This is a genomic window from Pseudomonas sp. FW305-96, from assembly GCF_058783825.1.
Map to the genome: position 1 here is coordinate 40,816 of NZ_JBYSYW010000029.1, position 26,486 is coordinate 67,301.

Annotated in this window: 25 protein-coding genes; 14 read left to right on the top strand and 11 right to left on the bottom strand. The window is 63.9% G+C overall.

Annotation, left to right across the window (positions count from 1 at the left end; genetic code table 11):
• The first annotated feature begins 209 nt into the window (after positions 1–209).
• Positions 210–2,171 carry a choline transporter BetT gene (gene betT / locus AC3WL2_RS19650; protein WP_173862440.1) on the top strand — a complete coding sequence of 654 codons (1,962 nt, stop codon included), beginning with the start codon at positions 210–212 and terminating at the stop codon, positions 2,169–2,171.
• An 88-nt stretch (positions 2,172–2,259) separates the two neighbouring features.
• Here the strand turns inward: betT and tauD are convergent, their stop codons facing one another.
• Genes tauD through tauA form a run of 4 tightly spaced genes read right to left on the bottom strand, consistent with a single transcriptional unit; the run spans position 2,260 to position 5,742 of the window.
• Positions 2,260–3,093, bottom strand: a complete 834-nt coding sequence (tauD, locus tag AC3WL2_RS19655) for a taurine dioxygenase (protein WP_102683471.1) — start codon at positions 3,091–3,093, stop codon at positions 2,260–2,262.
• A 48-nt stretch (positions 3,094–3,141) separates the two neighbouring features.
• A complete protein-coding gene (tauC, locus tag AC3WL2_RS19660; RefSeq protein WP_102683470.1) occupies positions 3,142–3,981 on the bottom strand; it encodes a taurine ABC transporter permease TauC in 840 nt (279 codons plus the stop codon).
• On the bottom strand, positions 3,978–4,757 hold the full coding sequence (gene tauB, locus AC3WL2_RS19665) for a taurine ABC transporter ATP-binding subunit (protein WP_102683469.1): 780 nt from the start codon (positions 4,755–4,757) through the stop codon (positions 3,978–3,980). The genes tauC and tauB overlap by 4 nt, the downstream gene beginning before the upstream one ends.
• 13 nt (positions 4,758–4,770) lie before the next feature.
• Positions 4,771–5,742 carry a taurine ABC transporter substrate-binding protein gene (tauA, locus tag AC3WL2_RS19670; protein ID WP_102683468.1) on the bottom strand — a complete coding sequence of 324 codons (972 nt, stop codon included), beginning with the start codon at positions 5,740–5,742 and terminating at the stop codon, positions 4,771–4,773.
• 502 nt (positions 5,743–6,244) lie between these two features.
• Here tauA and AC3WL2_RS19675 point away from each other — a divergent pair.
• The 8 genes from AC3WL2_RS19675 (at position 6,245) to AC3WL2_RS19710 (ending at position 13,341) form a co-directional block, all read left to right on the top strand.
• Entirely contained in the window at positions 6,245–7,588 is a 1,344-nt protein-coding gene (locus AC3WL2_RS19675; protein ID WP_023632432.1) for an OprD family porin, read from the top strand.
• A gap of 164 nt (positions 7,589–7,752) precedes the next feature.
• Positions 7,753–8,391, top strand: coding sequence for a peroxiredoxin (locus AC3WL2_RS19680; RefSeq protein WP_102683467.1), 639 nt, complete (start codon positions 7,753–7,755; stop codon positions 8,389–8,391).
• A gap of 219 nt (positions 8,392–8,610) precedes the next feature.
• Positions 8,611–9,204: an NADPH-dependent FMN reductase gene (gene ssuE, locus AC3WL2_RS19685; protein WP_023632430.1), complete on the top strand. Its 594-nt coding sequence runs from the start codon at positions 8,611–8,613 to the stop codon at positions 9,202–9,204.
• Positions 9,205–9,299: 95 nt separating this feature from the next.
• Positions 9,300–10,265, top strand: a complete 966-nt coding sequence (locus AC3WL2_RS19690) for a sulfonate ABC transporter substrate-binding protein (RefSeq protein WP_102683466.1) — start codon at positions 9,300–9,302, stop codon at positions 10,263–10,265.
• A 60-nt stretch (positions 10,266–10,325) separates the two neighbouring features.
• Positions 10,326–11,474, top strand: a complete 1,149-nt coding sequence (gene ssuD / locus AC3WL2_RS19695) for an FMNH2-dependent alkanesulfonate monooxygenase (RefSeq protein WP_038707156.1) — start codon at positions 10,326–10,328, stop codon at positions 11,472–11,474.
• Positions 11,475–11,485: 11 nt separating this feature from the next.
• Complete coding sequence (gene ssuC, locus AC3WL2_RS19700; protein WP_046857519.1) at positions 11,486–12,283, top strand: aliphatic sulfonate ABC transporter permease SsuC; 798 nt, start codon at positions 11,486–11,488, stop codon at positions 12,281–12,283.
• Positions 12,283–13,095: an aliphatic sulfonates ABC transporter ATP-binding protein gene (gene ssuB / locus AC3WL2_RS19705; RefSeq protein ID WP_102683465.1), complete on the top strand. Its 813-nt coding sequence runs from the start codon at positions 12,283–12,285 to the stop codon at positions 13,093–13,095. Before ssuC ends, ssuB begins: the two co-directional genes overlap by 1 nt.
• A gap of 30 nt (positions 13,096–13,125) precedes the next feature.
• Entirely contained in the window at positions 13,126–13,341 is a 216-nt protein-coding gene (locus AC3WL2_RS19710) for a TOBE domain-containing protein (protein WP_008095172.1), read from the top strand.
• A 123-nt stretch (positions 13,342–13,464) separates the two neighbouring features.
• Here AC3WL2_RS19710 and AC3WL2_RS19715 read toward each other — a convergent pair whose 3' ends face one another.
• The 4 genes from AC3WL2_RS19715 to AC3WL2_RS19730 all read right to left on the bottom strand — a co-directional run bounded on the left by AC3WL2_RS19715 (position 13,465) and on the right by AC3WL2_RS19730 (position 18,617).
• Positions 13,465–14,091, bottom strand: a complete 627-nt coding sequence (locus tag AC3WL2_RS19715) for a TetR/AcrR family transcriptional regulator (protein WP_102683464.1) — start codon at positions 14,089–14,091, stop codon at positions 13,465–13,467.
• The gene (gene gshA / locus AC3WL2_RS19720; protein WP_219730219.1) at positions 14,091–15,668 is read right to left on the bottom strand and encodes a glutamate--cysteine ligase; all 1,578 of its coding nucleotides are present in this window, start codon (positions 15,666–15,668) and stop codon (positions 14,091–14,093) included. The genes AC3WL2_RS19715 and gshA overlap by 1 nt, the downstream gene beginning before the upstream one ends.
• 241 nt (positions 15,669–15,909) lie before the next feature.
• Entirely contained in the window at positions 15,910–16,293 is a 384-nt protein-coding gene (locus AC3WL2_RS19725; protein WP_102683462.1) for a PaaI family thioesterase, read from the bottom strand.
• Entirely contained in the window at positions 16,293–18,617 is a 2,325-nt protein-coding gene (locus AC3WL2_RS19730) for a Tex family protein (protein WP_102683461.1), read from the bottom strand. Before AC3WL2_RS19730 ends, AC3WL2_RS19725 begins: the two co-directional genes overlap by 1 nt.
• A gap of 229 nt (positions 18,618–18,846) precedes the next feature.
• On the opposite strand from AC3WL2_RS19730, the gene ompR reads away from it, so the two are divergent.
• Together ompR and AC3WL2_RS19740 are read left to right on the top strand one after the other, a co-directional pair.
• Positions 18,847–19,587: an osmolarity response regulator transcription factor OmpR gene (ompR, locus tag AC3WL2_RS19735; RefSeq protein WP_102683460.1), complete on the top strand. Its 741-nt coding sequence runs from the start codon at positions 18,847–18,849 to the stop codon at positions 19,585–19,587.
• Positions 19,588–19,681: 94 nt separating this feature from the next.
• Positions 19,682–20,995, top strand: a complete 1,314-nt coding sequence (locus AC3WL2_RS19740; RefSeq protein WP_102683459.1) for an ATP-binding protein — start codon at positions 19,682–19,684, stop codon at positions 20,993–20,995.
• 30 nt (positions 20,996–21,025) lie between these two features.
• Here the strand turns inward: AC3WL2_RS19740 and rimK are convergent, their stop codons facing one another.
• Together rimK and rimB are read right to left on the bottom strand one after the other, a co-directional pair.
• Positions 21,026–21,931 carry a 30S ribosomal protein S6--L-glutamate ligase gene (rimK, locus tag AC3WL2_RS19745; RefSeq protein WP_046857513.1) on the bottom strand — a complete coding sequence of 302 codons (906 nt, stop codon included), beginning with the start codon at positions 21,929–21,931 and terminating at the stop codon, positions 21,026–21,028.
• A complete protein-coding gene (rimB, locus tag AC3WL2_RS19750) occupies positions 21,928–22,410 on the bottom strand; it encodes a retropepsin-like aspartic endopeptidase RimB (protein WP_038707162.1) in 483 nt (160 codons plus the stop codon). The genes rimK and rimB overlap by 4 nt, the downstream gene beginning before the upstream one ends.
• Positions 22,411–22,519: 109 nt before the next feature.
• Between rimB and AC3WL2_RS19755 the strand changes: the two genes are divergently transcribed.
• Positions 22,520–22,921, top strand: coding sequence for an RNA-binding S4 domain-containing protein (locus tag AC3WL2_RS19755; RefSeq protein WP_038707163.1), 402 nt, complete (start codon positions 22,520–22,522; stop codon positions 22,919–22,921).
• A gap of 29 nt (positions 22,922–22,950) precedes the next feature.
• Here AC3WL2_RS19755 and AC3WL2_RS19760 read toward each other — a convergent pair whose 3' ends face one another.
• Positions 22,951–23,751, bottom strand: coding sequence for a phosphatase PAP2 family protein (locus AC3WL2_RS19760; RefSeq protein WP_102683458.1), 801 nt, complete (start codon positions 23,749–23,751; stop codon positions 22,951–22,953).
• A 108-nt stretch (positions 23,752–23,859) separates the two neighbouring features.
• On the opposite strand from AC3WL2_RS19760, the gene hslO reads away from it, so the two are divergent.
• Complete coding sequence (gene hslO, locus AC3WL2_RS19765) at positions 23,860–24,762, top strand: Hsp33 family molecular chaperone HslO (RefSeq protein WP_102683457.1); 903 nt, start codon at positions 23,860–23,862, stop codon at positions 24,760–24,762.
• A gap of 179 nt (positions 24,763–24,941) precedes the next feature.
• The gene (locus AC3WL2_RS19770) at positions 24,942–26,483 is read left to right on the top strand and encodes a phosphoenolpyruvate carboxykinase (protein ID WP_102683456.1); all 1,542 of its coding nucleotides are present in this window, start codon (positions 24,942–24,944) and stop codon (positions 26,481–26,483) included.
• Positions 26,484–26,486: the final 3 nt, after the last annotated feature.

Below are 26,486 nucleotides of genomic sequence, written 5' to 3' on the forward strand. Positions count from 1 at the left end.
ATCACGTCCTGGAGCGGCATCGGGTCGCATTGAAATCCAATCCATGTTTAACTTGAACGCTTGTTCAACGAAAAACGCTGGTCCATTGCCGGTGTTCAAAAGGAGGAATCGCCTTTGCTGAACCCGTTCAATCCGAACCTCACGTCCCGTGACGAGGTGCCCGTTCAATGAGTGCACCGAACCCCGACCTTGCCAACGGCAAGATCCGCATGAACCCCCCCGTGTTCTATTTCGCGGCAAGCTTCATCCTCATTTTCGGCCTGATCGTCATCGCCCAGCCCCAGGCTGCCGGCGAGTGGTTGCTGGCCGCGCAGAACTGGGCGGCCAACACGGTCGGCTGGTACTACATGCTGGCCATGACCCTGTACCTGGTCTTCGTGGTGGTCACCGCATTGTCGGGCTACGGCAAGATCAAGCTCGGCGCCGACCACGACGAACCCGAGTTCAGCTACCTGTCCTGGGCCGGCATGCTGTTCGCCGCCGGTATCAGCATCACGCTGTTCTTCTTCTGCGTCTCCGAACCGCTGACCCACATGCTCCAGCCGCCACAAGGTGAGGCGGGCACGGCCGAGGCCGGGCGCCAGGCGATGCAGATCCTGTTCCTGCACTGGGGCCTGCATGGCTGGGGCGTATTCGCCTTCGTCGGCATGGCGCTGGCCTACTTCGCCTACCGTCACAACCTGCCACTGGCCCTGCGCTCGGCGCTATACCCGCTGATCGGCAAGCGCATCAACGGGCCGATCGGCTACGCGGTGGATGGCTTCGGCATCATCGCCACGGTGTTCGGCCTGGGCGCCGACATGGGCTTCGGCGTACTCCACCTGAACGCAGGCCTGGACTACCTGTTCGGCATCAGCCACAGCCAATGGGTGCAGGTGATCCTCATCACCCTGATGATGGGCGCGGCCGTGGCCGTGGCGGTCGCCGGGGTGGAGAAGGGCGTGCGGGTGATGAGCGACATCAACCTGTTCCTGGCCTGCGCGCTGCTGCTGTTCGTGCTGTTCGCCGGGCCCACCCAGCACCTGTTCAATACGCTGATCCAGAACCTCGGTGACTACCTTGGCGCCCTGCCGCGCAAGAGCTTCGATGTGTACGCCTACGGCGAACAACGCGACTGGCTGGGTGGCTGGACGGTGTTCTACTGGGCCTGGTGGATTGCCTGGGCGCCGTTCGTGGGGTTGTTCATCGCTCGTATCTCGCGGGGCCGGACCATTCGCGAGTTCGTCTTCGGCGTGCTGCTGATCCCGCTGGGCTTCACCCTGGCGTGGATGTCGATCTTCGGCAACAGCGCCCTGGACCAGGTGATCAACCACGGCATGACCGCGCTCGGCCAGTCAGCCCTCGACAACCCGTCGATGAGCCTGTACCTGCTGCTGGAAACCTACCCGTGGAGCAAGACGGTGATCGCCGTGACGGTGTTCATCAGTTTCGTGTTCTTCGTCACTTCTGCCGACTCCGGCACCGTGGTGCTGTCGACGCTGTCGGCCAAGGGCGGCGGCGCCGACGAGGACGGTCCGAACTGGCTGCGGATCTTCTGGGGCGCGATGACTGCGCTGATTACCAGCAGCCTGCTGTTCGCCGGCAGCATCGACTCGCTGAAGTCGGCGGTGGTGCTGACCTCGTTGCCGTTCTCGCTGATCCTGCTGTGCATGATGTGGGGGCTGCACAAGGCCTTCTACCTGGAAAGCCAGCGGCAGATCGCGCAGATGCATTCGCTGGCGCCGTTCGCCCAATCCCGGCGCGGGCGTGGTGGCTGGCGCCAACGCCTGAGCCAGGCGGTGCACTTCCCGTCTCGGGACGAGGTGTATCGCTTCATGGACGACGTGGTGCGCCCGGCCATCGCCGAGGTGCGCGAGGTGTTCGAGCAGAAGGGCCTGGTGTTGATCACCCAGGACGACCCGAGCCATGACAACGTCAGCCTGAAGATCGGCCATGGCGAGGAGCAGCCGTTCATCTACCAGGTGCAGATGCGCGGCTACTTCACGCCATCGTTCGCCTTGGGCGGGCTGGGCACCCAGGACTTGAAGAACCGCCGCTACTACCGTGCGGAGGTGCATCTGTCCGAGGGCAGCCAGAACTACGACCTGGTGGGCTACAGCAAGGAACAGATCATCAACGACATCCTCGACCAGTACGAGCGGCACATGCAGTACCTGCACCTGGTCAGGTAGAACGCTGGGGACGCTCCCGCAGGGTTGTGGCAAAACCTGTGGGAGCTGGCCTGCCAGCGAAAGGAGGCCAATGGCCTCCCCGGATCTTTCAGAACGGCGCATCCCCCAGGATGGTCGCCCGATGCATCACCCGCCGGCTGGGGCGGTAGTCATCCACCGCAAAGTGCTGCGTCACGCGGTTGTCCCAGAACGCCACGTCATTTTCCTGCCAACGCCAGCGAATGCTGAACTCTGGTCGCGTCGCATGGGCGAACAGCAGCTTGAGCAGCGCCTCGCTCTCCAGTTCGTTCAGTTCGTTGATCCGCGTGGTGAACCCTTCATTGACGAACAACGCCTTGCGTCCGCTGACCGGATGGGTGCGCACCACCGGATGCGACAGCGGCGGGTTGTTGCGCCGGGTCGCCTCCCAGCGTGCCAGGTCCTCGGGCGTGGTGCCGAAACGCTCCAGCGGGAACGACTTGGTGAAGTCGTGGGTGGCGGTCAGGCCGTCGAGCATCTCGCGCAGTGGCGCCGACAGCGCCTCGAACGCAGCTATGCCGCTGGCCCACAGGGTATCGCCACCATAGGACGGCAGCTGCTTGGCACTGAGCACCGCGCCCAGCGCCGGGGTCGGCAGGAAGGTTACGTCGGTGTGCCACACGGCGTTGTCGCGCACGTCGGTAACTGCGGTGTCGAGGATCAACACCTGCGGTGTCTCCGGCACATTGGGGTAGATCGGGTGGATATGCAGGTCGCCGAAGCGGGCGGCGAAGCGCGCCTGCTGCTCGGGGGTGATCGGTTGGTCGCGGAAGAACAGCACCTGGTGTTCGAGCAGCGCCTGCTCGATGGCGTCACGCTGTTCGGCAGTGATGTCGCGGCTGATGTCCACGCCGCTGATCTGCGCGCCCAGTGCCGGGCTCAAGGGGGTAACGGTCAGGCTCATGTGGTTTCTCGTTGCAGGTGCCGGGTTGCCGGCGTGGTCATTCGGTGGTCAATGGCTCTGGCCGTGCCAGGGCACCAGCTTGCGCTGCAGGGCGCGCAGGCCCATCTCCAGGGCGAAGGCGATCAGGGCGATCAGCAGGATCCCCAGGACCACCACATCGGTGACCAGGAACTGCGCTGCCGACTGCACCATGAAGCCCAGGCCACTGGTGGCGGCGATCAGCTCGGCGGCCACCAGGGTCGACCAGCCCACGCCGAGGCCGATGCGGATGCCGGTGAGAATGTCGGGCAGTGCACTGGGCAGGATCACATGGCGGATCAGCTGGATTTTGCTGGCGCCCAGCGACTGCGCGGCGCGCAGCTTGGCCGGGTCGACGGTGCGCACGCCGGTGGCGGTGGCGATGGCAATCGGGGCGAAGATCGCCAGGTAGATCAAAAGCACTTTCGACAGCTCGCCTATGCCGCACCAGATGACGATCAGCGGCAGGTAGGCCAGCGGCGGGATCGGTCGGTAGAACTCGATCAGCGGGTCGAGGATGCCGCGGGCCACGCGGTTGTAGCCGATGGCGATGCCCACCGGGATGGCGGTCAGGGTGGCGGCCAGCAGCGCCAGGCCGATGCGCCCCAGGCTCGCGCCCAGGTGCTGCCACAGGCTGGCGTCCATGTAGCCCTGGGTGAGCAGCGTCCAGCCCTTGGCCAGGATATCGGCGGGCGAGGGCAGGAACAGCGGCTCGATCCAGCCGGCGGCGGTAACCAGCCACCACACCAGCAGCAGCGAGGCCAGGGTGAGGGCGCTGATCAAGCGGGTCGGCAAGGGCTTGCGGGTTTTCACGACAGGTGGCGTCCGGGCTGCATGCTTGGCGGCGGCTGGCAATTCGATGCTGCTCATGCGGACTCCTGACGTTGCGAGAACACCCGCGCCAGCACGTGCTCGCGGGTTTCGATGAAGCGTGGATCGGATTTGATCGCCCGGGCCGACTCACCAGCGGCGTAGCGCTGGCCGAAGTCCAGTTGCAGGCGTTCGACCACGCGCCCCGGATTGGGCGCCAGGAGCACCAGCTCGGTGGCGAGGAACACCGCCTCCTCAATGTCGTGGGTGATCAGGAACACTGGCTTGGCGGTGCGCTGCCAGACCTGCAGCAGCAGCTCCTGCATCTGTTCGCGGGTAAAGGCATCGAGGGCGCCGAACGGTTCATCCATCAACAGCACCCGTGGGTCGGCGGCCAGCGCCCGGGCCAGGCCGACACGTTGTTTCTGCCCGCCGGACAATTGCCATACACGCCGCTCGCCGAAGCCGGCCAGGTCGACCAGTGTGAGCATCTCGCGCGCCTTGGCTTCACGCTGCGCACGCGGCACGCCGGCCAGCTCCAGGCCGAAGGCGACGTTGCCGAGCACGTCCTGCCAGGGCAGCAGGGCATCGTCCTGGAACACCACGCCGCGCTCGGCGCCCGGGCCTTGCACCGGTGCGGCATCGAGGGTGATGTGCCCGCCACTGGGGGCGACGAAGCCTGCGATCAGGTTGAGTAGCGAGGTCTTGCCGCTGCCGGAAGGCCCGAGGGCCACCAGCAGCTGGCGCGGACCCAGGCTCAGGTTGATGTCGGCCAGCACCGGGGTGGTGGCGCCGGGGTACTGTGCGCTGATGCGCTCCAGCTCGAGCAAGGCCATGACGGGCTCCGGATCAGTTGGGCAGGTACTGTGCGCTGACGTAGGGCGCGTAGTCCGGCAGCACGGCATCAACCTTGCCCTGCTGCTTGAGGAAGGTGGCGGTGTCGGTCAGCGCCTGGGTGGTCGGTGCGCCAAGGGCATTGGCCTGGTCGGCGGCCAGTGGGTAGACGTTGCCCTGCAGCAGCACCGGAATATCGGCGGGCTTGGCACCGGACAACTTGACCAGTTTGGCGACGTTGTCCTTGTCGGCCAGCCAGGCTTTCGGGTCCTTGCGGTAGTCGGCGTAGGCGTCGAGGGTGACCTTGGCGAACGACTTGACGATCTCCGGGTGCTTGGCGGCGAAGTCCTTGCGCACGATCCAGGCATCGAAGGTCGGCGCGCCTTTCTCGGCCAGCTCGCCGGAGGTGATCAGCACCTTGCCGTTCTCCTTGGCCACGCCCAGGGCCGGGTCCCAGACGTAGGTGGCGTCGATGTCGCCGCGTTTCCAGGCGGCGATGATCGCCGGTGGCGCGAGGTTGAGGATCTGCACTTTCGACGGGTCGATGTTCCAGCTCTTCAGTGCGGCCAACAGGCTGTAGTGGCCGGTGGAAACGAACGGCACGGCGACTTTCTTGCCGACCAGATCCTGCGGGGTCTTGATGCTGTCGCGGGCGACAAGGGCCTCGCCGGCGCCGATCTGGGTGGCGATCAGGAAGGTTTCCACAGGCAGTTTGCGGGTGGCGGCGGCGGCCAGCGGGCTGGAGCCGAGGTAGCCGATCTGCACGTCGCCCGAGGCGACGGCGGTGATCACATCGGCGCCGTTGTCGAACTTGCGCCAGTCGATGCTGGCCTTGCTGTCCTTTTCATAGGTGCCATCGACCTGGGCCACCTTGGCCGGGTCGACGGTGGTCTGGTAGGCGACGGTCAGGTCGGCGGCCTGGGCCAGCCAGCTGGCACTGGCGAGGGTCAGGGCGGCGAACAGGCGCAGCGGAGCATGCGGGATCATGGTTGAACCTCTCGTCAGGCATTCGGGGATAGATGGCGAGAAGACTAGATGATCTAAGAAACATGAAATAAATAACTTTTTAGAATTAGCTTAAAAGCCAATCGCTCTGACACCCCGCCCGTGTGGGGTGGCAGTGCTGGTGGCGGAATCTGCCAAGCCAGCTAGGCTTGATCGGTTCCGACGAGAGGCCATCTGTCGCCACCTCTGCAAACGTTTGCACATAACCTAAAGGTATGATTGACGGCGTCGATACAACGATTTGCAGGAATGGTTCCGATGTTATTCCGTAAAAATCTTACAGATTCATAAAACGGTCATTTTGGATTTATAGGATTGTCATTATCCTGTAGCGCAGATCGACGGATTAGACCAAAGTCGCGAATCGATCGTTAGCGATTGACTTGGCGGTCACGCTTTAGGGCTAAATCGCCAATCCGGGTGAGTGGGGCAGCAGACTCCGCCGCTTGAGACGCACAAAAATTAGAACGTAGAGGAGCAAAACATGTACAAGTCCAGCCTGGCTCTGGCCGTGGCACTGGGGGTTCTCGCCCAACAAGCAGGCGCTGCAGGTTTCGTCGAGGACAGCAAGCTGTCCCTGAGCTCGCGCACCATGTACTTCAACAACGATAACCGTGAAGCCCACGGCAACCCTCGCCCGGATCAGCGTGAGTCTGGCCAGGGTTTCAAGCTCGACTACATCTCGGGCTTCACTGAGGGCACCGTCGGTTTCGGTGTTGACGCCCAGGCCCTGTGGGGCATCCGTCTGGACGGCGGCAAGGGTTATCACAAGGGTGGCTTCTTCCCGGATGACGGCAAAGGTGCCGCAGACCAGTGGGCCCGTTTCGGTGCCAATGCCAAGGCTCGCTTCTCCAAGACCGAAGCACACTTCGGTAGCGCTCTCGCGCCGAACCTGCCGATTCTGGTCTCCAACGATGGCCGTCTGCTGCCACAAACCTTCGAGGGTGGCACCATCCAGTCGAAGGAAATCGACAACCTGACCATCAACGCCGGTCAGCTGACTCACGCCATGGGTCGTGCCTCGAGCAACCGTACCGGTCTGTCCGTGGCAGGCGCCACGGCCGAAAGCAACAAGTTCCGCTACGGTGGCCTGGACTACAAGCTCACTCCAGACCTGACCCTGCAGTACTACTACTCGAACCTGGAAGACTTCTACAAGCAGCACTTCCTGGGCGCCACCCACGTCTTCAAGATCGCTGACGACCAGTCGTTCAAGACCGACCTGCGCTACTTCGACAGCAGCAGCGACGGCAAGAACGGCCACGACGCCACCTACAACTTCAGCAACAACGGCGGCTACGCCAAGAACACCGGCAAGGTCGACAACAAGACCTGGTCGGCCATGTTCACCTACACCCTGGGTGGCCACGCGCTGATGCTCGGTCGCCAGCAGGTTGGCGACGATGGCGGCTTCGTCTGGATGGGCCAGGGCAACCTGGTGAACGACAGCGGTACTTCGGAAGGCGCTGGCGGTTCCAGCTTCTACCTGTTCACCGACAGCATGATCAACCAGTTCGCTCGTGCTGGCGAGAACACCAACTTCGGTCAGTACTCCTATGATTTCGCTGCGCTGGGCGTACCAGGCCTGAAGGCTTCCGTCGCCTACCTGCGTGGTGACGACATTCGCTACAAGAGTGGCCACGGCACCTACAACGAGTGGGAGCGTGACGCTCGCGTCGACTACACCATCCAGCAAGGCACCTTCAAAGGCCTGGGCTTCAGCCTGCGCCAAGGCGTGTACCGTGGCAGCGGTGGCTCGACCAGCGAGTTCACCAAAGACCAGGACCAGACTCGCTTCATCGTCAACTACACTTACGCCTTCATGTAAGTCGTAGCTGCACAAAGAAAGCCTCGCCTAGTGCGAGGCTTTTTTGTGCCTGCGAATTCGTATGCAATATGGTTATAAATAAATCGATATTTATTCTTTTTGTTTTTATTCGGAAGCAGGCACATTGAACCCACAAGGCCAGACACAGCACAGGAGCCGCTTCCATGAGCCTCAAACTTGGCGATATCGCCCCCGATTTCGAACAGGATTCCAGCGCCGGCAAGATCCGTTTCCACGAATGGCTGGGCGACAGCTGGGGCGTGCTGTTCTCCCACCCGGCCGATTTCACCCCGGTGTGCACCACCGAACTGGGCCTGACCGCCAAGCTCAAGGATGATTTCGCCAAGCGCGGGATCAAGGCCATCGCCCTGTCGGTGGACCCGGTGGACTCGCACCACAAGTGGATCGACGATATCAACGAGACCCAGAACACCGTGGTCAACTTCCCGATCATCGCCGATGCCGACCGCAAGGTGTCCGACCTGTACGACCTGATCCACCCCAATGCCAGCGACACCCTGACCGTGCGCTCGCTGTTCGTCATCGACCCGAACAAGAAGGTGCGCCTGACCATTACCTATCCGGCCAGTACCGGGCGCAGCTTCAACGAGATCCTGCGGGTGATCGACTCGCTGCAGCTGACCGACAACTACAAGGTCGCCACGCCGGGCAACTGGCAGGACGGCGATGAGGTAGTGATCGTGCCTTCGCTCAAGGACGAAGATGAAATCAAACGTCGTTTCCCGAAAGGGTATCGGGCGGTGAAACCCTATCTGCGGCTGACCCCGCAACCCAATCGCTGAAGCATTCCTCGTTGCATTGCTCTTAGCCAAGCAGGGATCTTCGGGCCGTTTCGACGGCCCTTTTTTATTGCGTGGCTACAACAAATCCGAAATTCACAAATGGAATAAACAAATGAAAAAATATGATTTATAGGTATATGTGACGAGCTGTTAATGTCGTTACATCCAGCGGGGACAACCCCTCGCGGCCCTGCAATCGAATCGAAGGAAGCGCTTTCAATGCTGGTTGTCTCTGTCGGTGGTAGCCCCAGTCTTCGTTCACGCTCCGGCGTGCTGCTAGAACGCTCGCGCGACTGGCTGCAGGAGCGGGGTGTCGAAGTGGTGACCTTCCAGGTGCGTGAGTTTCCCGCCGAAGATCTGCTGCATGCCCGTTTCGACAGCCCGCAGGTGCGCCACTTCAACGAACTTGTAGCCCAGGCCGACGGCCTGGTGGTGGCCACCCCGGTGTACAAGGCGTCCTTCGCCGGGGCCTTGAAGACCTTGCTCGACCTGCTGCCCGAGCGGGCCCTGGAACACAAGGTGGTATTGCCGATCGCAACCGGTGGCAGCATCGCCCACATGCTGGCCGTGGACTACGCGCTCAAGCCCGTGCTGTCGGCCCTCAAGGCGCAGGAGACCCTGCAAGGGATCTTCGCCGACGACAGCCAGATTGCCTACGGTGAGGGCTCCAGGCCCGCGCAACTGGCCGCTGCCCTGGAGCAGCGCCTGCAGGATTCGCTGGAAACGTTCCACAGCGCCATGGCACGCCGGCCCCAACCTGTCGCCCCCGGCGTGCTCAACGAACGCCTGATCAGTGCCCGCTGGAGTATCTGAACCAGGCTTGACCGCTCCATCGCTGTCCCCACCTTACTCGCCCGCCAACGAGGCAAGCAGGTGCTACCCGAACCCAACTCGCACAGGAGAGCGCCATGCGCACAGTCTTCTTGCGTCGTGGTCTGGTCGCCCTGTTCGCGGCGGCTGTGTCCTTCGGCGCCATCAGCCAAGCCCAGGCCGAGAGCCTGCGTATCGGTTACCAGAAATACGGCACCCTGGTGCTGCTCAAGGCCAAGGGTTCGCTGGAAAAGCGCCTGAAGGAACAGGGCATCGACGTGCAATGGACCGAGTTCCCCGGAGGGCCACAGCTGCTCGAAGGGCTCAACGTCGGCTCCATCGACTTTGGCGTGACCGGCGAAACGCCGCCGGTGTTTGCCCAGGCCGCGGGCGCCGATCTGCTCTACGTCGCCTATGAGCCGCCAGCTCCGCACAGCGAGGCGATCCTGGTGCCGAAGGGGTCGACGATCCAGTCGGTGAAGGAGCTCAAGGGCAGGAAAGTCGCCCTCAACAAGGGTTCCAACGTGCATTACCTGCTGGTGCGTGCCCTGGAAGACGCCGGTCTCAAGTACACCGATATCCAGCCCGTCTACCTGCCCCCGGCCGATGCCCGCGCCGCCTTCGAGCGTGGCAGTGTCGATGCCTGGGTGATCTGGGATCCGTACCAGGCCGCCGCCGAGCAACAGCTGCAGGCACGCACCCTGCGTGACGGCAAGGACCTGGTCGACAACCATCAGTTCTACCTCGCCACCCGCAGCTATGCCACCCAGCACCCGGCGGTGATCAACACCCTGGTCGAAGAAGTGCGCGCCGTGGGCGAATGGTCCCAGGCCAATCCGCAGCAGGTCACCGACCAGGTTGCGCCGTTGCTCGGCCTGCCCGCCGACATCACCCTGACTTCGGTCAAGCGCCAAGGCTACGGAGCCGCGCCGCTGACCCCGGAAGTGATCGCCGCACAGCAGAAGATTGCCGACACCTTCCAGGCCCTGAAGCTGATTCCCAAGCCCTTGAGCATCAAGGACGTGATCTGGACACCCCCGGCCAAGGTCGCCAGTGCGCCTTGAACGTTTCGCCTGCGCCGGGGCGTCGCCCCGGCATGAGCCACCCTTGAGGAGACAACTCCAATGAGCCTTAACATTTTCTGGTTCCTCCCTACCCATGGTGACGGCAAGTACCTGGGCACCAGCGAAGGCGCCCGCGCCGTCGATCACGGCTACCTGAGCCAGATCGCCCAGGCCGCCGACCGCCTGGGCTTTGGCGGCGTGCTGATCCCCACCGGACGTTCCTGCGAGGACTCCTGGCTGGTGGCCGCGTCGCTGATCCCGGTGACCGAGCGTCTGAAGTTCCTGGTGGCCCTGCGCCCGGGGATCATCTCGCCGACCGTGGCTGCACGCCAGGCCGCCACCCTGGATCGTCTGTCCAACGGCCGTGCATTGTTCAACCTGGTGACTGGTGGCGATCCGGACGAACTGGCCGGTGATGGCCTGCACCTGAACCACCAGGAACGCTATGAGGCGTCGGTGGAATTCACCCGTATCTGGCGCAAGGTGCTTGAAGGCGAAACGGTCGACTACGACGGCAAGCACATCCAGGTCAAAGGCGCCAAGCTGCTCTACCCACCGATCCAGCAGCCGCGCCCGCCGCTGTACTTCGGTGGCTCGTCTGACGCTGCCCAGGACTTGGCCGCCGAACAGGTCGAGCTGTACCTGACCTGGGGCGAGCCGCCGGCCGCGGTGGCCGAGAAGATTGCTGCGGTACGTGAGAAAGCGGCCGCCCAGGGCCGTGAGGTGCGCTTCGGCATTCGCTTGCACGTGATTGTGCGGGAAACCAACGAGGAGGCCTGGGCTGCCGCCGACAGGCTGATCTCGCACCTGGACGACGACACCATCGCCCGCGCCCAGGCGTCGCTGGCGCGCTTCGACTCGGTCGGCCAGCAGCGCATGGCCGCCCTGCACGGTGGCAAGCGCGACAAGCTCGAAGTGGCCCCTAACCTGTGGGCCGGTGTCGGCCTGGTGCGTGGCGGTGCCGGCACCGCGTTGGTGGGCGATGGCCCGACCGTCGCGGCGCGGGTCAAGGAATACGCCGATCTTGGCATCGATACCTTCATCTTCTCGGGTTATCCACACCTCGAAGAGTCGTACCGGGTCGCCGAGCTGCTGTTCCCGCATCTGGACGTGCAGCGCCCGGAGCAGCCGAAAACCGGTGGCTACGTAAGCCCGTTCGGTGAAATGGTCGCCAACGACATCCTGCCCAAGTCCGTGTCGCAGAGCTGAGGGCCGAGGCCATGAGTCGTGCATCCACCACCACCTGGTCCAAGCGCCTGGCGCCCTGGGCCCTGCCGATCCTGCTGCTGGCGGTTTGGCAGTTGGCGGTCAGCGCAGGCTGGCTGTCGACCCGCATCCTGCCGGCGCCGAGCGCGGTGGTCAGTGCCGGCGTCGAGCTGGTGCGCAGTGGCCAGATCTGGACCCACCTGGCCATCAGCGGCTGGCGTGCCGGCCTGGGCTTCGTGATCGGCGGCAGTCTCGGCTTGTTGCTCGGCTTCATCACCGGCCTGTCGAACTGGGGCGAGCGCCTGCTCGACAGTTCGGTGCAGATGATCCGCAACGTGCCGCACCTGGCGCTGATCCCGCTGGTGATCCTGTGGTTCGGCATCGACGAGTCGGCAAAGATTTTCCTGGTGGCCCTGGGGACGCTGTTCCCCATCTACCTGAACACCTATCACGGGATCCGCAATGTCGATCCGGCGCTGGTGGAGATGGCGCGCAGCTACGGGCTGTCGGGCTTCGCGCTGTTCCGTCAGGTGATCCTGCCGGGGGCGCTGCCTTCGATCCTGGTCGGCGTGCGTTTCGCCCTGGGTTTCATGTGGCTGACGTTGATCGTCGCCGAGACCATCTCGGCCAATGCCGGTATCGGCTATCTGGCGATGAACGCCCGCGAATTCCTGCAGACCGACGTGGTGGTGCTGGCCATCGTCCTGTACGCGGTACTCGGCAAGCTCGCCGACCTGGCCGCCCGTGGCCTGGAGCGTGTGTGGCTGCGTTGGCACCCGGCCTACCAGGTGGCGAAGAAGGAGGGCGCGTGATGACGGTACTCAAGGCACAACCGCCACGCCTGCTGCGTGGCATCCCCCTGGCGGCCAGGGACCTGCGTCGTACGTTCGGCCAGCGCGAAGTGCTGCGCGGGATCGATCTGCACATTCCGGCTGGCCAGTTCGTCGCCATCGTTGGTCGCAGTGGTTGCGGTAAAAGCACCTTGCTGCGCCTGCTGGCCGGGCTCGACCAGCCCAGTGGCGGCCAATTGCTGGCGGGCGCCGCGGCGCTTGCCGAGGCCCGCGAGGATACCCGGCTGATGTTCCAGGACGCGCGCCTGCTGCCCTGGAAGAAGGTGATCGACAACGTTGGCCTGGGGTTGTCCGGCAACTGGCGGCCACGCGCCCTGGAAGCCCTGGAGGCGGTCGGCCTGGTCGATCGCGCCAATGAGTGGCCGGCAGCCTTGTCCGGTGGCCAGAAACAGCGGGTGGCCCTGGCCCGGGCGCTCATTCATCAGCCGCGTCTGCTGCTGCTGGATGAACCCTTGGGCGCGCTGGACGCCCTGACCCGTATCGAGATGCAGCAACTGATCGAGCGCCTGTGGCGCCAGCACGGTTTCACCGTGCTGCTGGTCACCCACGACGTCAGCGAAGCCGTCGCCGTGGCCGACCGAGTGATCCTGATCGAAGACGGCGCCGTCGGCCTGGACCTGGTCATCGACCTGCCGCGACCTCGAGTGCGGGGTTCGCACCGCCTGGCGGCGCTGGAAAGCGAAGTGCTCAACCGTGTTCTCTCCGTCCCGGGCACGCCGCCCGATCCGGAACCTGTCGGCCCGTTGCCCACGCAGTTGCGCTGGGCTCATTGAATCCCCGAAACCGCAAAAAGGAATGACGCCATGACCATCAAAGCCATCAACGTTCGCAACCAGTTCAAAGGCACCGTGAAGGAAATTCTCGAAGGCCCGGTACTGTCGGAAATCGACGTGCAGACCGCCTCTGGCATCGTCACCTCGGTGATTACCACCCGTTCCGTGAAGGAGCTCGAGTTGCAGGTGGGCAGCGAGGTGATCGCCTTCGTGAAATCGACCGAGGTGTCTATCGCCAAGCTCTGAAGTCTTGCACGGTACCTTCTAGGAGCGGCTTTAGCCGCGATCACCCGCGGAGCGGGTGCCAGACATCGCGTTGGCTGCATTGCGGCTAAAGCCGCTCCTACAGGATATTTGCAGGGCTCAGGGTCAGCGTTTGGCCAGATAAGGCGGCAGATACAGCCCCAGATACGCCTCGAACACGCGCATCCCTTCCTCCGCCATGCGTGGCGTGATCGCCTCATGCAGCTGCATCGAGCGGGCATACACCCGGTCGCTCAGTTCCATCGCCAGGGCGAACACGTGCACATCCCTCGGCATCGCTGGCAACTGAAAGTGCCGGTCGAACAGCTGGTGCATCAACTCGCCCAGTTCCAGATCATGCTGGCGATCAGCCTGGACCACTTCGCTCAAACCATGCTGGGCGAGGATCAGTTGCCGCGCCGCGGCGTCTTCGTTGTAGATGGCGAGCATGCGCTGCTCGATCAGCCGCGACAGGCCATGCCAGGTGCTGAACGCCGCGCTGTCGATCGGTGCGCTCAAGGCTTCGCGAAAAGCCCGATGCACGTCGGCGGTCAGCGCCTCCAGCAAGGCCGGCACGCTGGCGAAGAAGTGATACACCGACGAGGGCGGAATCTGCGCCCGTTCGGCCACGCTGTAGATCGACAACCCCGCCACACCTTGGCCTGCCAGCAGCTCGCGCGCCGCGGCGAGGATCGCTTCGATCCTGGCCTGGCTGCTGGCGCGTGGCTTGCGCGGGGTGGCGGTGCGGTTCATCAGTTGCTGATTGCCAGGATGCTGGCCTGGTAGGCGCCGACGAACAGGTCGAAGTCACCGACCTCTTCCTGTTCCAGCTCGGACTGCTTGGCGATCGACTCGCGAGCCAGGGTTTCGAAGGCCTGTTGCTGCGCGCTGCTCAGTGGCTGCTCGCGGAAGCTCTCGGCGTGCAGGCGGCTCTGGCGCAGGGAGAACTGGACGAAGGTCTCGTCATGTTCGGTCATGCGCGCCAGCACCTGGGCCGATGGCGTCAGTTCGGGATCGTCGACCTTGGCCTGCTGTGCTTCCAGGGCCTTGGCGTGGTCATTGCCACCCTGGGCACGGTCGAGCAGCCCGGCCAGCTGGCCGATCCGCTTGATGAGTTCGCTTGCCCATTGCTTCAACGCGACCGGTTGGCCGTCACGGCGCAGCTCCAGGCCCGGACGCCGACCTTCCTTGACCACGGTGAGGAAGTTGTCGGTGCACTGGCCGCACTCGCCGTTGTCCAGTTGCGGGCTCTCTTCGAGGGCGCAGAACAGCAGGAAGGCGTCGAGGAAACGGGCTTCGGTCAGGTCGATGCCCACTGGCAGGAACGGGTTGATGTCCAGGCAGCGCACTTCCACGTACTGCACGCCGCGCGAGGTCAGGGCCTGGATCGGCCGCTCGCCGGTGTAAGTGACGCGCTTGGGGCGGATATTCGAGTAGTACTCGTTCTCGATCTGCAGGATGTTGGTGTTCAACTGCACCCACTCGCCATCGACGTGCGTGCCGACCTCGACATAGGGCGGGTAGGGCGTGCCCACGGCCTTGCGCAGGCTGTCGGTGTAGCTGGCCAGGTTGTTGTAGCAGGGCGTGAGGCCCGCCTGGGCGTTGCTCTGGTAGCCCAGGTCGCTCATGCGCAGGCTGGTGGCATAGGGCAGGTACAGTGTTTCGGCGTCAAGCTCTTCGAGCTGGTGCGGGCGGCCGCGCAGGAAGCCTTTGTCCAGGGCCGGGGACGCGCCGAACAGGTACATCAGCAGCCAGCTGTAGCGGCGGAAGTTGCGGATCAGCGCGATATAGGCCGAGGACTGGTAGTCGCGGTCGTCCTGCTCGCCGCCTTCGGCATCGCGCAACAGCGGCCACAGCGCCTCGGGCAGCGAGAAGTTGTAATGGATGCCGGCGATGCATTGCATGGTACGGCCGTAACGCAGGGCCAGGCCCTTGCGGTACACGTGCTTGAGCTTGCCGATGTTCGAGCTGCCGTACTCGGCGATCGGGATGTCCTCCTCGGCCGGCAGCGCGCAGGGCATCGACGGGCTCCACAGCAGTTCGTCGCCCAGTTTGCTGTAGACGAAGCAGTGGGTCTGTTCGAGGCTTTCGAGCACCTTGGCAGGGTCCGCCAGGGCCGGGGTGATGAACTCCAGCAGCGACTCGGAATAGTCGGTGGTGATCTGCTCGTTGGTCAGCGCCGAACCCAGTGCTTCGGGGTGCGGGGTCTGGGCCAGGCGACCTTGGTCGGTCACGCGCAGGCATTCGCGCTCAATGCCGTGCAGGCACTGCTTGAGCAGGTCGATATTGTCGCCGAGCAGGCTCAGGCGGCGGTTGAGGAGGTCGCTCAAGATGGATTCCTTCACGCGTCAGTCGCCCCAATATGGGGGTAGAGATGACGGTCTACAAGGGTAGTTGGGAAAGGAACTGGCGTTGTCGCCTGGTTTACGCGGTTCCGTCGCTGGCCTGTATGCGTCTGATCGCGGGGCAAGCCCGCTCCCACGAAGCGTAGAAACGTTCGTGGGGGCGGGCTTGCCCCGCGATCAGGTGTACAGCATTACGCCGAAAATACCGCAGATCGGGGCCTGTCAGCTAGAGAACCGCGAAGGTTCCCTGCGCCTTGGCCACCAGCTTGTCGTCCTGGAGCACGTCGGCGTCGACCACGAGGGTGCGCCGTCCCGCATGCAGCACCCGGGCGGTGCACACGACCTCGCCCTCGCTGACGGCGCGCATGTAGTTGATCTTGCATTCGATGGTCACGCTCTGCTGGTCGAAGCCATGGCTGGCCGAGCAGGCCAGGCCCATGGCGATGTCGACCAGGCTGAAGATCGCCCCGCCGTGCAGCTTCTGGCCACGGTTGCGCAGGTGCGGCTCAAGTGCCAGGGCCACCTCTGCAACACCCGTTTCCAGGCGTTGCAGGCGGCAGCCGAGGAGCTGGCTGAAGGCGCTTTCGACGTACTCCTTCGGTACTTCCATCACTTCTTCTTCAGTTGCTTGGCGTTGGCGAACAGCGCCGCCATGGCGTTGTTGGCCGGCGCGGCGGTGGCGGTCTCGCGCTGGCGCGGCGCCTGCTGCTGACGGTTGCCGCCATTGCCGCGGTTGCCGCCACGGTTGCCCTCGACCTTCTCGCCCGGGGTATCGCTCATGCGCATGGACAGGCCGACGCGCTTGCGCGGGATGTCCACTTCCATGACCTTGACCTTGACCACGTCGCCGGCCTTGACCGCTTCACGCGGATCCTTGACGAACTTCTCCGACAGCGCCGAGATGTGTACCAGGCCATCCTGGTGCACGCCGATGTCGACGAAAGCACCGAAGTTGGTGACGTTAGTCACCACGCCTTCGAGGATCATGCCGGGTTCCAGGTCCTTCAGGTCCTCGACGCCGTCCTGGAAGGTGGCAGTCTTGAACTCCGGACGCGGGTCGCGACCTGGCTTGTCGAGTTCCTGGAGGATGTCGGTGACGGTCGGCAGGCCGAAGGACTCGTCGGTGAATTTCTTCGGATCCAGGCGCTTGAGGAAGCTGCTGTCGCCGATCAGCGAGCGGATGTCGCGGTCGGTGTCGGCGGCGATGCGCTGCACCAGTGGGTAGGCTTCCGGGTGCACCGCCGAGGCGTCCAGCGGGTTGTCGCCGTTCATCACACGCAGGAAGCCGGCGGCCTGCTCGAAGGTTTTCTCGCCCAGGCGGCTGACCTTTTTCAGCGCGGCGCGGGTGGCGAACGGGCCGTTGGCGTCGCGGTGGGCCACGATATTCTGCGCCAGGGTGGCATTGAGGCCGGAAATGCGCGTCAGCAGCGCCACCGAGGCGGTGTTGACGTCCACGCCCACGGCGTTCACGCAGTCCTCGACCACGGCGTCCAGGCCACGGGCCAGTTTCACCTGCGACACGTCGTGCTGGTACTGGCCGACACCGATGGATTTCGGGTCGATCTTCACCAGTTCGGCCAGCGGGTCCTGCAGACGGCGGGCGATGGACACCGCGCCGCGGATCGACACGTCCAGATCCGGGAACTCGCGGGCGGCCAGTTCAGAGGCCGAGTACACCGAAGCGCCAGCCTCGGAAACCATGATCTTGGTGATCTTCAGTGCCGGGTACTTCTTCACCAGCTCCGCCACCAGCTTGTCGCTCTCGCGGCTGGCAGTGCCGTTGCCGATGGCGATCAGCTCCACCGAGTGTTTGGCGCACAGCGCGGCCATCACGGAAATGGTGCGGTCCCAGTCGTTCTTCGGCGCGTGCGGGTAGACCGTGGTGTAGTCCAGCAGCTTGCCGGTGGCATCGACCACGGCGATCTTGCAGCCGGTGCGCAGGCCCGGGTCGAAGCCCAGGGTGGCGCGCGGGCCGGCCGGGGCGGCCAGCAGCAGGTCGTGCAGGTTGTGGGCGAAGACGTTGATCGCCTCGCCTTCGGCGTTGTCGCGCAGCTCGCCGAACAGGTCGGTTTCCAGGTGGGTGTAGAGCTTGACCTTCCAGGTCCAGCGCACCACCTCGCCCAGCCACTTGTCGGCGGGGCGGTTGCGGTTTTCGATGCCGACATGGTTGCCGATCATCACCTCGCACGGGTGCAGGGTGCCCGGCAGTTCTTCGCCGACCTTCAGCGAGGCGCTCAGCACGCCTTCGTTGCGCCCGCGGAAGATCGCCAGGGCACGGTGCGACGGCGCGGTGCGCAGCAGTTCGTCGTGGGCGAAGTAGTCGCGGAACTTGGCGCCTTCCTCTTCCTTGCCAGCGACCACGCGGGCGGTCAGTACCGCTTCCTGCTTGAGGAAGCTGCGCAGCTTGTCGAGCAAGGCGGCATCTTCGGCGAAGCGCTCCATCAGGATGTACTTGGCGCCTTCCAAGGCGGCCTTCACGTCGGCCACGCCTTTTTCGGCGTCGACGAAACGTGCCGCTTCGCTTTCCGGGTTCAACTGCGGATCGTTGAATAGACCGTCGGCCAGCTCCCCCAGGCCTGCTTCCAGGGCGATCTGGCCCTTGGTGCGGCGCTTCTGCTTGTACGGCAGGTAAAGGTCTTCGAGGCGGGTCTTGGTATCGGCCAGCTTGATCTCGCGGGCCAGCTCCGGAGTCAGCTTGCCCTGCTCCTCGATGCTGGCCAGGATGCTGGCGCGGCGCTCGTCGAGCTCGCGCAGGTAGCGCAGGCGCTCTTCCAGGTGGCGCAGTTGGGTGTCATCCAGGCTGCCGGTCACTTCCTTGCGGTAACGGGCGATGAAGGGCACGGTCGATCCTTCGTCCAACAGGCCCACGGCCGCTTCGACCTGCTGTGGGCGCACGCCCAGTTCCTCGGCGATACGGCTGTTGATGCTGTCCATGAAAACCACCTGACAAATAGTGAATGCAAGGCCGCGGGTGGGCGTTAAGCCCCGGCGACACTGGGTGAAAGCCGCGCATTATACCCATCGGGCCGGGCTTGCGGTGATGGCGCGGCGCCAGTCGTCGATGGGGCGGCAGTGGCACGGCGGGAAAAATCTGCTAACAATGCACACGGCACGCGCGGCAATGGCTACGCCATAATGCGCGGCGATATCAGAGGAGTAATTCATGACCAGCACCGCAAACGCCGTAGAAGGCGACAAGATTCTCATCGTCGACGACGACCCGGGCCTGAGCAGCCTGCTGGACCGTTTCTTCACCAGCAAGGGCTTTCGTGTCCGCAGCGTGCCCAACGTCGAACAGATGGATCGCCTGCTGGCCCGTGAAGTGTTCAATCTGGTGGTGCTCGACCTGATGCTGCCTGGCGAGGACGGCCTGTCCGCCTGCAAACGCCTGCGCGCCTCGAACAACCAGATCCCGATCATCATGCTCACCGCCAAGGGCGATGAGCTCAGCCGTATCAAGGGTCTGGAACTTGGCGCCGACGACTACCTGGCCAAGCCGTTCAACCCGGATGAGCTGGTGGCCCGGGTCAAGGCCGTACTGCGCCGCCAGGCCCCGGCTGTGCCAGGCGCGCCGGGGAGCGAGGAAGAGACCGTCACCTTTGGCGACTACGAATTGTCGCTGGCCACCCGCGAGCTCAAGCGCGGTGAAGAAACGCACATGCTCACTACCGGCGAGTTCGCCGTGCTCAAGGCCCTGGTGATGCACGCTCGCGAGCCGCTGACCCGCGACAAACTGATGAACCTGGCCCGTGGCCGTGAGTGGGATGCCCTGGAGCGTTCCATCGACGTGCAGATCTCGCGCCTGCGCCGGATGATCGAGCCCGATCCTTCCAAGCCGCGTTACATCCAGACCGTATGGGGTGTGGGCTACGTCTTCGTGCCGGACGGAAACGCCGGCAAATGAGCCTGCCGGCTCGTCAGGGTGCAGCAGGGCGACCCATGCGGGTCGCCCTGTTTTCGTCTATGGCGACCGGCCTTTTCAGTACAGTAGTTGATCGATGAAAACGCCTCTCTGGTTCCCGCAAAGCTTCTTCGCCCGCACCCTCTGGCTGGTGCTGATCGTCGTGCTGTTCTCCAAGGCGCTGACGCTCGTGTACCTGCTGATGAACGAGGACGTGCTGGTCGACCGCCAGTACAGCCACGGCGTGGCCCTGACGCTGCGTGCCTATTGGGCAGCGGATGAAGAGAACCGCGACCAGATTGCCGAGGCCGCCGGCCTGATCCGCGTGACCGGCGCCGGCGTGCCGGAGGGCGAGCAGCACTGGCCCTACAGCGAGATCTACCAGCGCCAGATGCAGGCCGAGCTGGGCGAGGACACCGAAGTGCGGTTGCGTATCCACGCGCCGCCCGCACTGTGGGTGAACGCCCCGAGCCTGGGCCCGGGCTGGCTCAAGGTGCCGCTGTATCCGCATCCGCTGCGCGGGCAGAAAATCTGGAACGTGCTTGGCTGGTTCCTGGCCATCGGCTTGCTGTCCACGGCTTCGGCCTGGATCTTCGTGCGCCAGCTCAACCAGCCGCTCAAGCGCCTGGTGTTCGCCGCCCGCCAGCTGGGCCAGGGGCGCAGCGTGCGCTTGCCGATCAGTGATACACCCAGCGAAATGACCGAAGTGTATCGGGCGTTCAACCAGATGGCCGAAGATGTCGAGCAGGCTGGGCGCGAACGCGAGCTGATGCTGGCGGGCGTTTCCCACGACTTGCGCACGCCGCTGACCCGGCTGCGCCTGTCGCTGTCGCTGATGGGCAACGAAAGCGACCTCAGCGAGGACATGGTCCGCGATATCGAGGACATGGACGCGATCCTCGACCAGTTCCTGGCCTTCATTCGCGACGGGCGCGACGAACCGGTGGAGGAGGTCGACCTGAACGACCTGATCTACGAGGTGGTGGCCCCCTACAACCAGCACAAGGAGCAGGTGCGCCTGTGCCTGGAGCCGATTCCACCGTTCCCGCTGCGCCGTGTCTCGCTCAAGCGCATGCTGGGCAACCTGATCGGCAACGCCCTGCATCACGCCGGCAAGGGGGTCGAGGTAGCGGCCTATGTGTCGGGTGACCAGAGCGCGCCTTATGTGGTGCTCAGCGTGCTGGATCGGGGGACGGGCATCGACGAGTCGGAGCTGGAGACCATCTTCAACCCGTTCATCCGTGGCGACCGGGCGCGGGGTGGCAAGGGTACCGGGCTGGGGCTGGCCATCGTCAAGCGTATCGCCGCGCAGCATGGCGGCAATGTCGAGTTGCGCAACCGCTCCGGTGGCGGGATCGAGGCGCGGGTGCGGTTACCGTTGGGGTTGTTGCTGCCGCGTAACGCCGTGTGATTGCCGGGGCCGCAAAGCGGCCCCGGAATATCAACCCTTGCCCTTGGTCCGCGTCTGATTCGGCCCGCTATTCTTTTCCAGGTGCTCGATGATCATCCCGGCCACGTCCTTGCCGGTAGTCACCTCGATCCCCTCCAGGCCCGGCGACGAGTTCACTTCCATCACCAGCGGCCCATGATTCGAACGCAGGATATCCACACCCGCCACGCTCAGCCCCATCACCTTGGCTGCGCGAATCGCGGTCATGCGTTCTTCAGGGGTGATCTTGATCAGGCTGGCCACGCCCCCGCGATGCAGGTTGGAGCGGAACTCGCCCGGCTTGGCCTGGCGCTTCATCGAGGCGATCACCTTGTCGCCGACCACGAAGCAGCGGATATCGGCGCCACCGGCCTCCTTGATGTACTCCTGAACCATGATGTTCTGCTTCAGACCCATGAACGCCTCGATCACCGACTCGGCGGCCTTGGTGGTCTCGCACAGCACCACGCCGATGCCCTGTGTGCCTTCGAGCACCTTGATTACCAGCGGCGCGCCGTTGACCATCTGGATCAGGTCGGGGATGTCGTCCGGCGAGTGGGCGAAGCCGGTGACCGGCAGGCCAATACCGCGCCGCGACAGCAATTGCAGCGAGCGCAGCTTGTCCCGCGAGCGGGCGATGGCCACCGATTCGTTGAGCGGGTAGACGCCCATCATCTCGAATTGGCGCAGCACCGCGCAGCCATAGAAGGTGACCGATGCGCCGATGCGCGGAATGACCGCGTCGAAGCCTTCCAGGGGTTTGCCGCGGTAGTGGATCTGCGGCTTGTGGCTGGCAATGTTCATGTAGGCCCGGAGCGTGTCGATCACCACCACTTCGTGGCCCCGCTGGGTACCGGCCTCGACCAGGCGGCGGGTGGAATACAGACGCGGATTGCGCGACAGCACAGCGATCTTCATGCAGCACCTGTGACAGGGGAAAGGGTGGCCGCGAAGGCCGGTTTGTCCTGAACGTACTTGAGGCCGGGGTTGACCACCAGTTGGCCGTGGATGAGCGCCTTCGAGCCGAGCAGCAGCCGATAGCGCATGCTCTTGCGGCAGGCCAGGGTGAATTCGACCTCCCAGACCCGGTCACCGAGCGCCAGGGGCGTGCGGATCACGTAGCGGGTCTGGGCATGGCCGTTGGAGCTCTTGATCGTCTTCATGGTGACCATGGGCGCTTCGCAGCGCCGGTGGCGCAGTTGCACCACCGAGCCCAGGTGGGCGGTGAATCTTACCCATTGCTGGCCATCGCGCTCGAACGGCTCGACCTCCGTGGCGTGCAGGCTGGAGGTACTGGCGCCAGTGTCGATCTTGGCGCGCAGGCCGGCGACGCCGAGGCCGGGCAGGGCGACCCATTCACGCAGGCCGATCACAGTCAGGTGGTCAAATGTCTTCACTAAGCGTGCCCTGCGGATAAGGAGGTGAACTGTAATGACGGCACGGACTTTTTGCATCTGTCAGTCACGGTAGTACAGTTCCGTGAAAGACAGAATTCGAGGAAAAACCATGGCACAAAAGCCTGAAGACGACGACAAGGTACGCCTGGACAAGTGGCTATGGGCAGCGCGCTTCTACAAGACCCGCGCATTGGCCAAGGCGGCCATTGAAAGTGGCAAGGTGCACTGCCGGGGCGAGCGCTGCAAACCCGGCAAGGAGCCACGGGTGGGCGATGAGTTCGTGCTGCGCACCGGTTTCGACGAGCGCACCGTGGTGGTCAGGGCGTTGTCGGTGGTGCGCCGTGGCGCGCCCGAAGCACAGACGTTGTACGAGGAAACCGCCGAGAGTGTGAAGCGCCGCGAGCAGGCCGCTGAAATGCGCAAGGCAGGGGCGATGGGCGTGACCACCGACGGGCGGCCGACCAAGAAGCAGCGCCGGCAGATTCACCAGCTGCACGGCAGTTTCGAGTGACGAGGGCCGCGTAGCGGCCCCGTGAACGATCAGGCGGCGCGAATCACGCTCATCCGCCCGATCAACGGCAACTTGCCCAGCAGGTCGAACAGCGGTGCCGTCCAGCGCAGCAACGCTGCGCTGCCTTTGGCCGCCAGCGGCGTGTAGCAGCTCCAGCCCAACGCCAGCACCGCCATCAGCAAACCACCGATGTAGTCATCCTGCCCCCAGTGGGCGCCGGCGACCAGGCGCGGCAGCATGAACAGCAGGGCCAGCCCCCACACCAGCAGGTACTGCAGCGGGCGGCGGCTGAACAGGCTCATGAACAGCGCCCAGACCAGCAGCACCGAGGCGTGATCGCCGGGGAAACTCTTGCTCGAGCGGTCCTTGAGTTCCCAGGCCGCCTCCAGGTTCGGGTAGTAGTCACTGAGGTGCACCACGTCGTCGAACATCATCGACGGGCTCTTGTGTTGCCACCCGGCTGCATCCACCCACTTGGAAAACAGCGCGCGAATCACCACTAAGAGGAGTAGCGTGACCAGAAAACCGAAAAAGGCCTGGCGGACCTGGGCTGCCTTGAACACCCAGTCACCACGGATAAGCACTGCCAGAAGGATCAGGCCGACGACGATGTCGAACGGGCGCAGGCTGCCGACGGTCCAGATGTAGCGCCAGATGGTGTTGTCGGCCAGCGGCGCATTCAGGCTGTGGAACAGCCACTCGTCGAATGTCAGGCAAAGGATCTGGCCAACGGGCCATAACCAGAAACACAGTAGTGCGATGGGCAGCAGGGTGCAGGCTGCCAAAGGGCCCCAGGACCACCTTGCTTGGAACAGTGGTCGATTGTCCATAAAATACCTCGATATCCAGCAGGAAGTGAGCGCCTTGTGAGCGCTCTGCGACAGACCTTTCAGTCTCCTGTAATTATTTTGTAACCATTTTCAGAAAGCCAGACAACCATGAGCGACTTGCCAGATACCGATTTCACCCAACGCTTCCTGTTCGACGACCGCGACGTGCGCGGCGAGATGGTCGTGCTCGAACGCAGCTACGCCGAGGTGCTGGCCAAGCACGATTATCCGCGTCCGGTCCAGCACCTGTTGGGCGAGCTGATGGCCGCCGCCGCGCTGTTGGTCGGCACGTTGAAGTTCGATGGCCTGCTGGTCCTCCAGGCCCAGTCCCAGGGCCCGGTGCCGCTGCTGGCCATCGAATACACCAGCGAGCACGACATCCGCGGCCTGGCCCGCTATGAAGCCGAGCAGATCAAGGACGATGCGAGCCTCGCCGACCTGATGCCAGGCGGCCATCTGGTGCTGACCATCATTCCGGTCAACGGCCAACGCTACCAGGGCACGGTCGAACTTGACGGCAAGGACCTGTCGGAATGTTTCACCAACTACTTCGTCATGTCGCAGCAAGTAAACACTTGCATCTCCCTGACCGCCGATGGTGTTCGAGTCCGTGGCCTGCTCGTGCAGCAGCTGCCGGCCGAGATCCACAAGGACAGCGAGGAGCGCGACGAAAGCTGGGCCCACGTGAAAGCACTGGCCAACACCGTGAAGGATGAGGAACTGCTCGGTCTGGACAACGAAACCGTGCTGCACCGCCTGTACCACGAGGACGCGGTTCGCCTGTTCGATATCCAGCCGCTACGCTTCCGCTGCAGCTGCTCGCGCGAGCGCTCCGGCAACGCCCTGGTCAGCCTCGGCGAGCAGGATGCCAATGCGCTGGTGGCCGAATGTGGCGGCCAGGTCGAGATCGATTGCCAGTTCTGCAACGAGCGTTATGTGTTCGACGCGAGCGATGTTGCGCAATTGTTTGCTGGCGGTGGCACCGAGGCGCCATCAGAAACTCAGCACTGAAACGGTTCACTACAGGAAATACTCCTGTCGAATTGCGCAAAAGCGCAGTTCTGACAGGAGGGGCCTACTTTTTTTGGGCTTTTCTGGCATAATCCGGCCACTTTTTTCGCTGTAGTAGTTTTTTCGAGACAACTACAAAACGTTTGGAGCACTCGGCCTCGGGCCGGATGGGGTATCTCATGACGCAAGCCAACAACACCGTGTACACCGACCTGAGCGTCGATGAGCTGGTAAAAGAAGCGCTGTCCCGCGGTGAAGGCGTGCTGGCCGATACCGGCGCGCTGGTGGTGGAAACCGGTCACCGCACCGGCCGTTCGCCGGCTGACCGTTTCATCGTCGAAGAACCTTCCACCCAGGACCAGATTGGCTGGGGCCCGATCAACCGCAAGTTCCCGGCCGACAAGTTCGATGCCCTGTGGGACCGCGTCGAGGCGTTCAACAACGCCCAGGATCACTTCGTTTCCTACGTTCACGTAGGCGCTGCCGCCGATCACTACCTGCCGGTCAAGATGACCACCCAGACCGCCTGGCAGAACCTGTTCGGCCGTTGCCTGTTCATCAACCCGGCCCAGTACAACCCGGCTGGCCGCGATGAGTGGCAGGTTCTCAACGTCGCCAACTTCGAGTGCGTGCCAGAGCGTGACGGCACCAACTCCGACGGCTGCGTGATCATCAACTTCGCCCAGAAGAAAGTGCTGATCGCCGGCATGCGTTACGCCGGTGAAATGAAGAAAGCCATGTTCTCTGTGCAGAACTTCCTGCTACCGGCCGCCGACGTGCTGCCGATGCACTGCGCCGCCAACATCGGCGAAGCGGGTGACGTCACCCTGTTCTTCGGCCTGTCCGGCACCGGCAAGACCACCCTGTCGGCCGACGAAAGCCGTTACCTGATCGGTGACGACGAGCACGGTTGGGGCGAAGGCGTGGTCTTCAACATCGAAGGCGGTTGCTATGCCAAGTGCATCGACCTGTCCGAGAAGAACGAGCCGGTCATCTGGAAAGCCATCAAGCACGGCGCCGTGCTGGAAAACGTCGTCATCGACGATGCCAAGCACGCCGACTACGCCGACGTGAGCCTGACCCAGAACAGCCGTGCAGCCTACCCGCTGACCCACGTAGCCAAGGTCTCCGAGAAGAACCTGGGCGGCGAGCCGAATGCGGTCATCTTCCTGACCTGCGACCTGACCGGCGTGCTGCCGCCAGTGTCGATCCTGAACAACGAGCAGGCGGCCTACCACTTCCTGTCCGGCTACACCGCACTGGTCGGTTCCACCGAAATGGGTTCGGGCAGCGGCATCAAGTCGACCTTCTCCACCTGCTTCGGCGCACCGTTCTTCCCGCGCCCAGCCGGTGTCTACGCCGAGCTGCTGATCAAGCGCATCAAGGCGTTCGGCTCCAAGGTCTACCTGGTCAACACTGGCTGGACCGGTGGTGGCTACGGCGTTGGCAAGCGTTTCAGCATCCCCACCACCCGTGGCGTGATCGCTGCCATCCAGAGCGGCGCGCTGGTCGGTGCAGAGACCGAGCACCTGGACATCATCAACCTGGACGTGCCGAAGGTCGTTCCGGGCGTCGAGACCGAGCTGCTCAACCCGCGCAACACCTGGGCTGACAAGGCTGCCTACGACGAAGCTGCCAAGGGCCTGGCCACACTGTTCACCGAGAACTTCAAGAAGTTCGACGTTTCCGACGCCATCAAGGCCGCTGGTCCGCAGCTGTAAGCT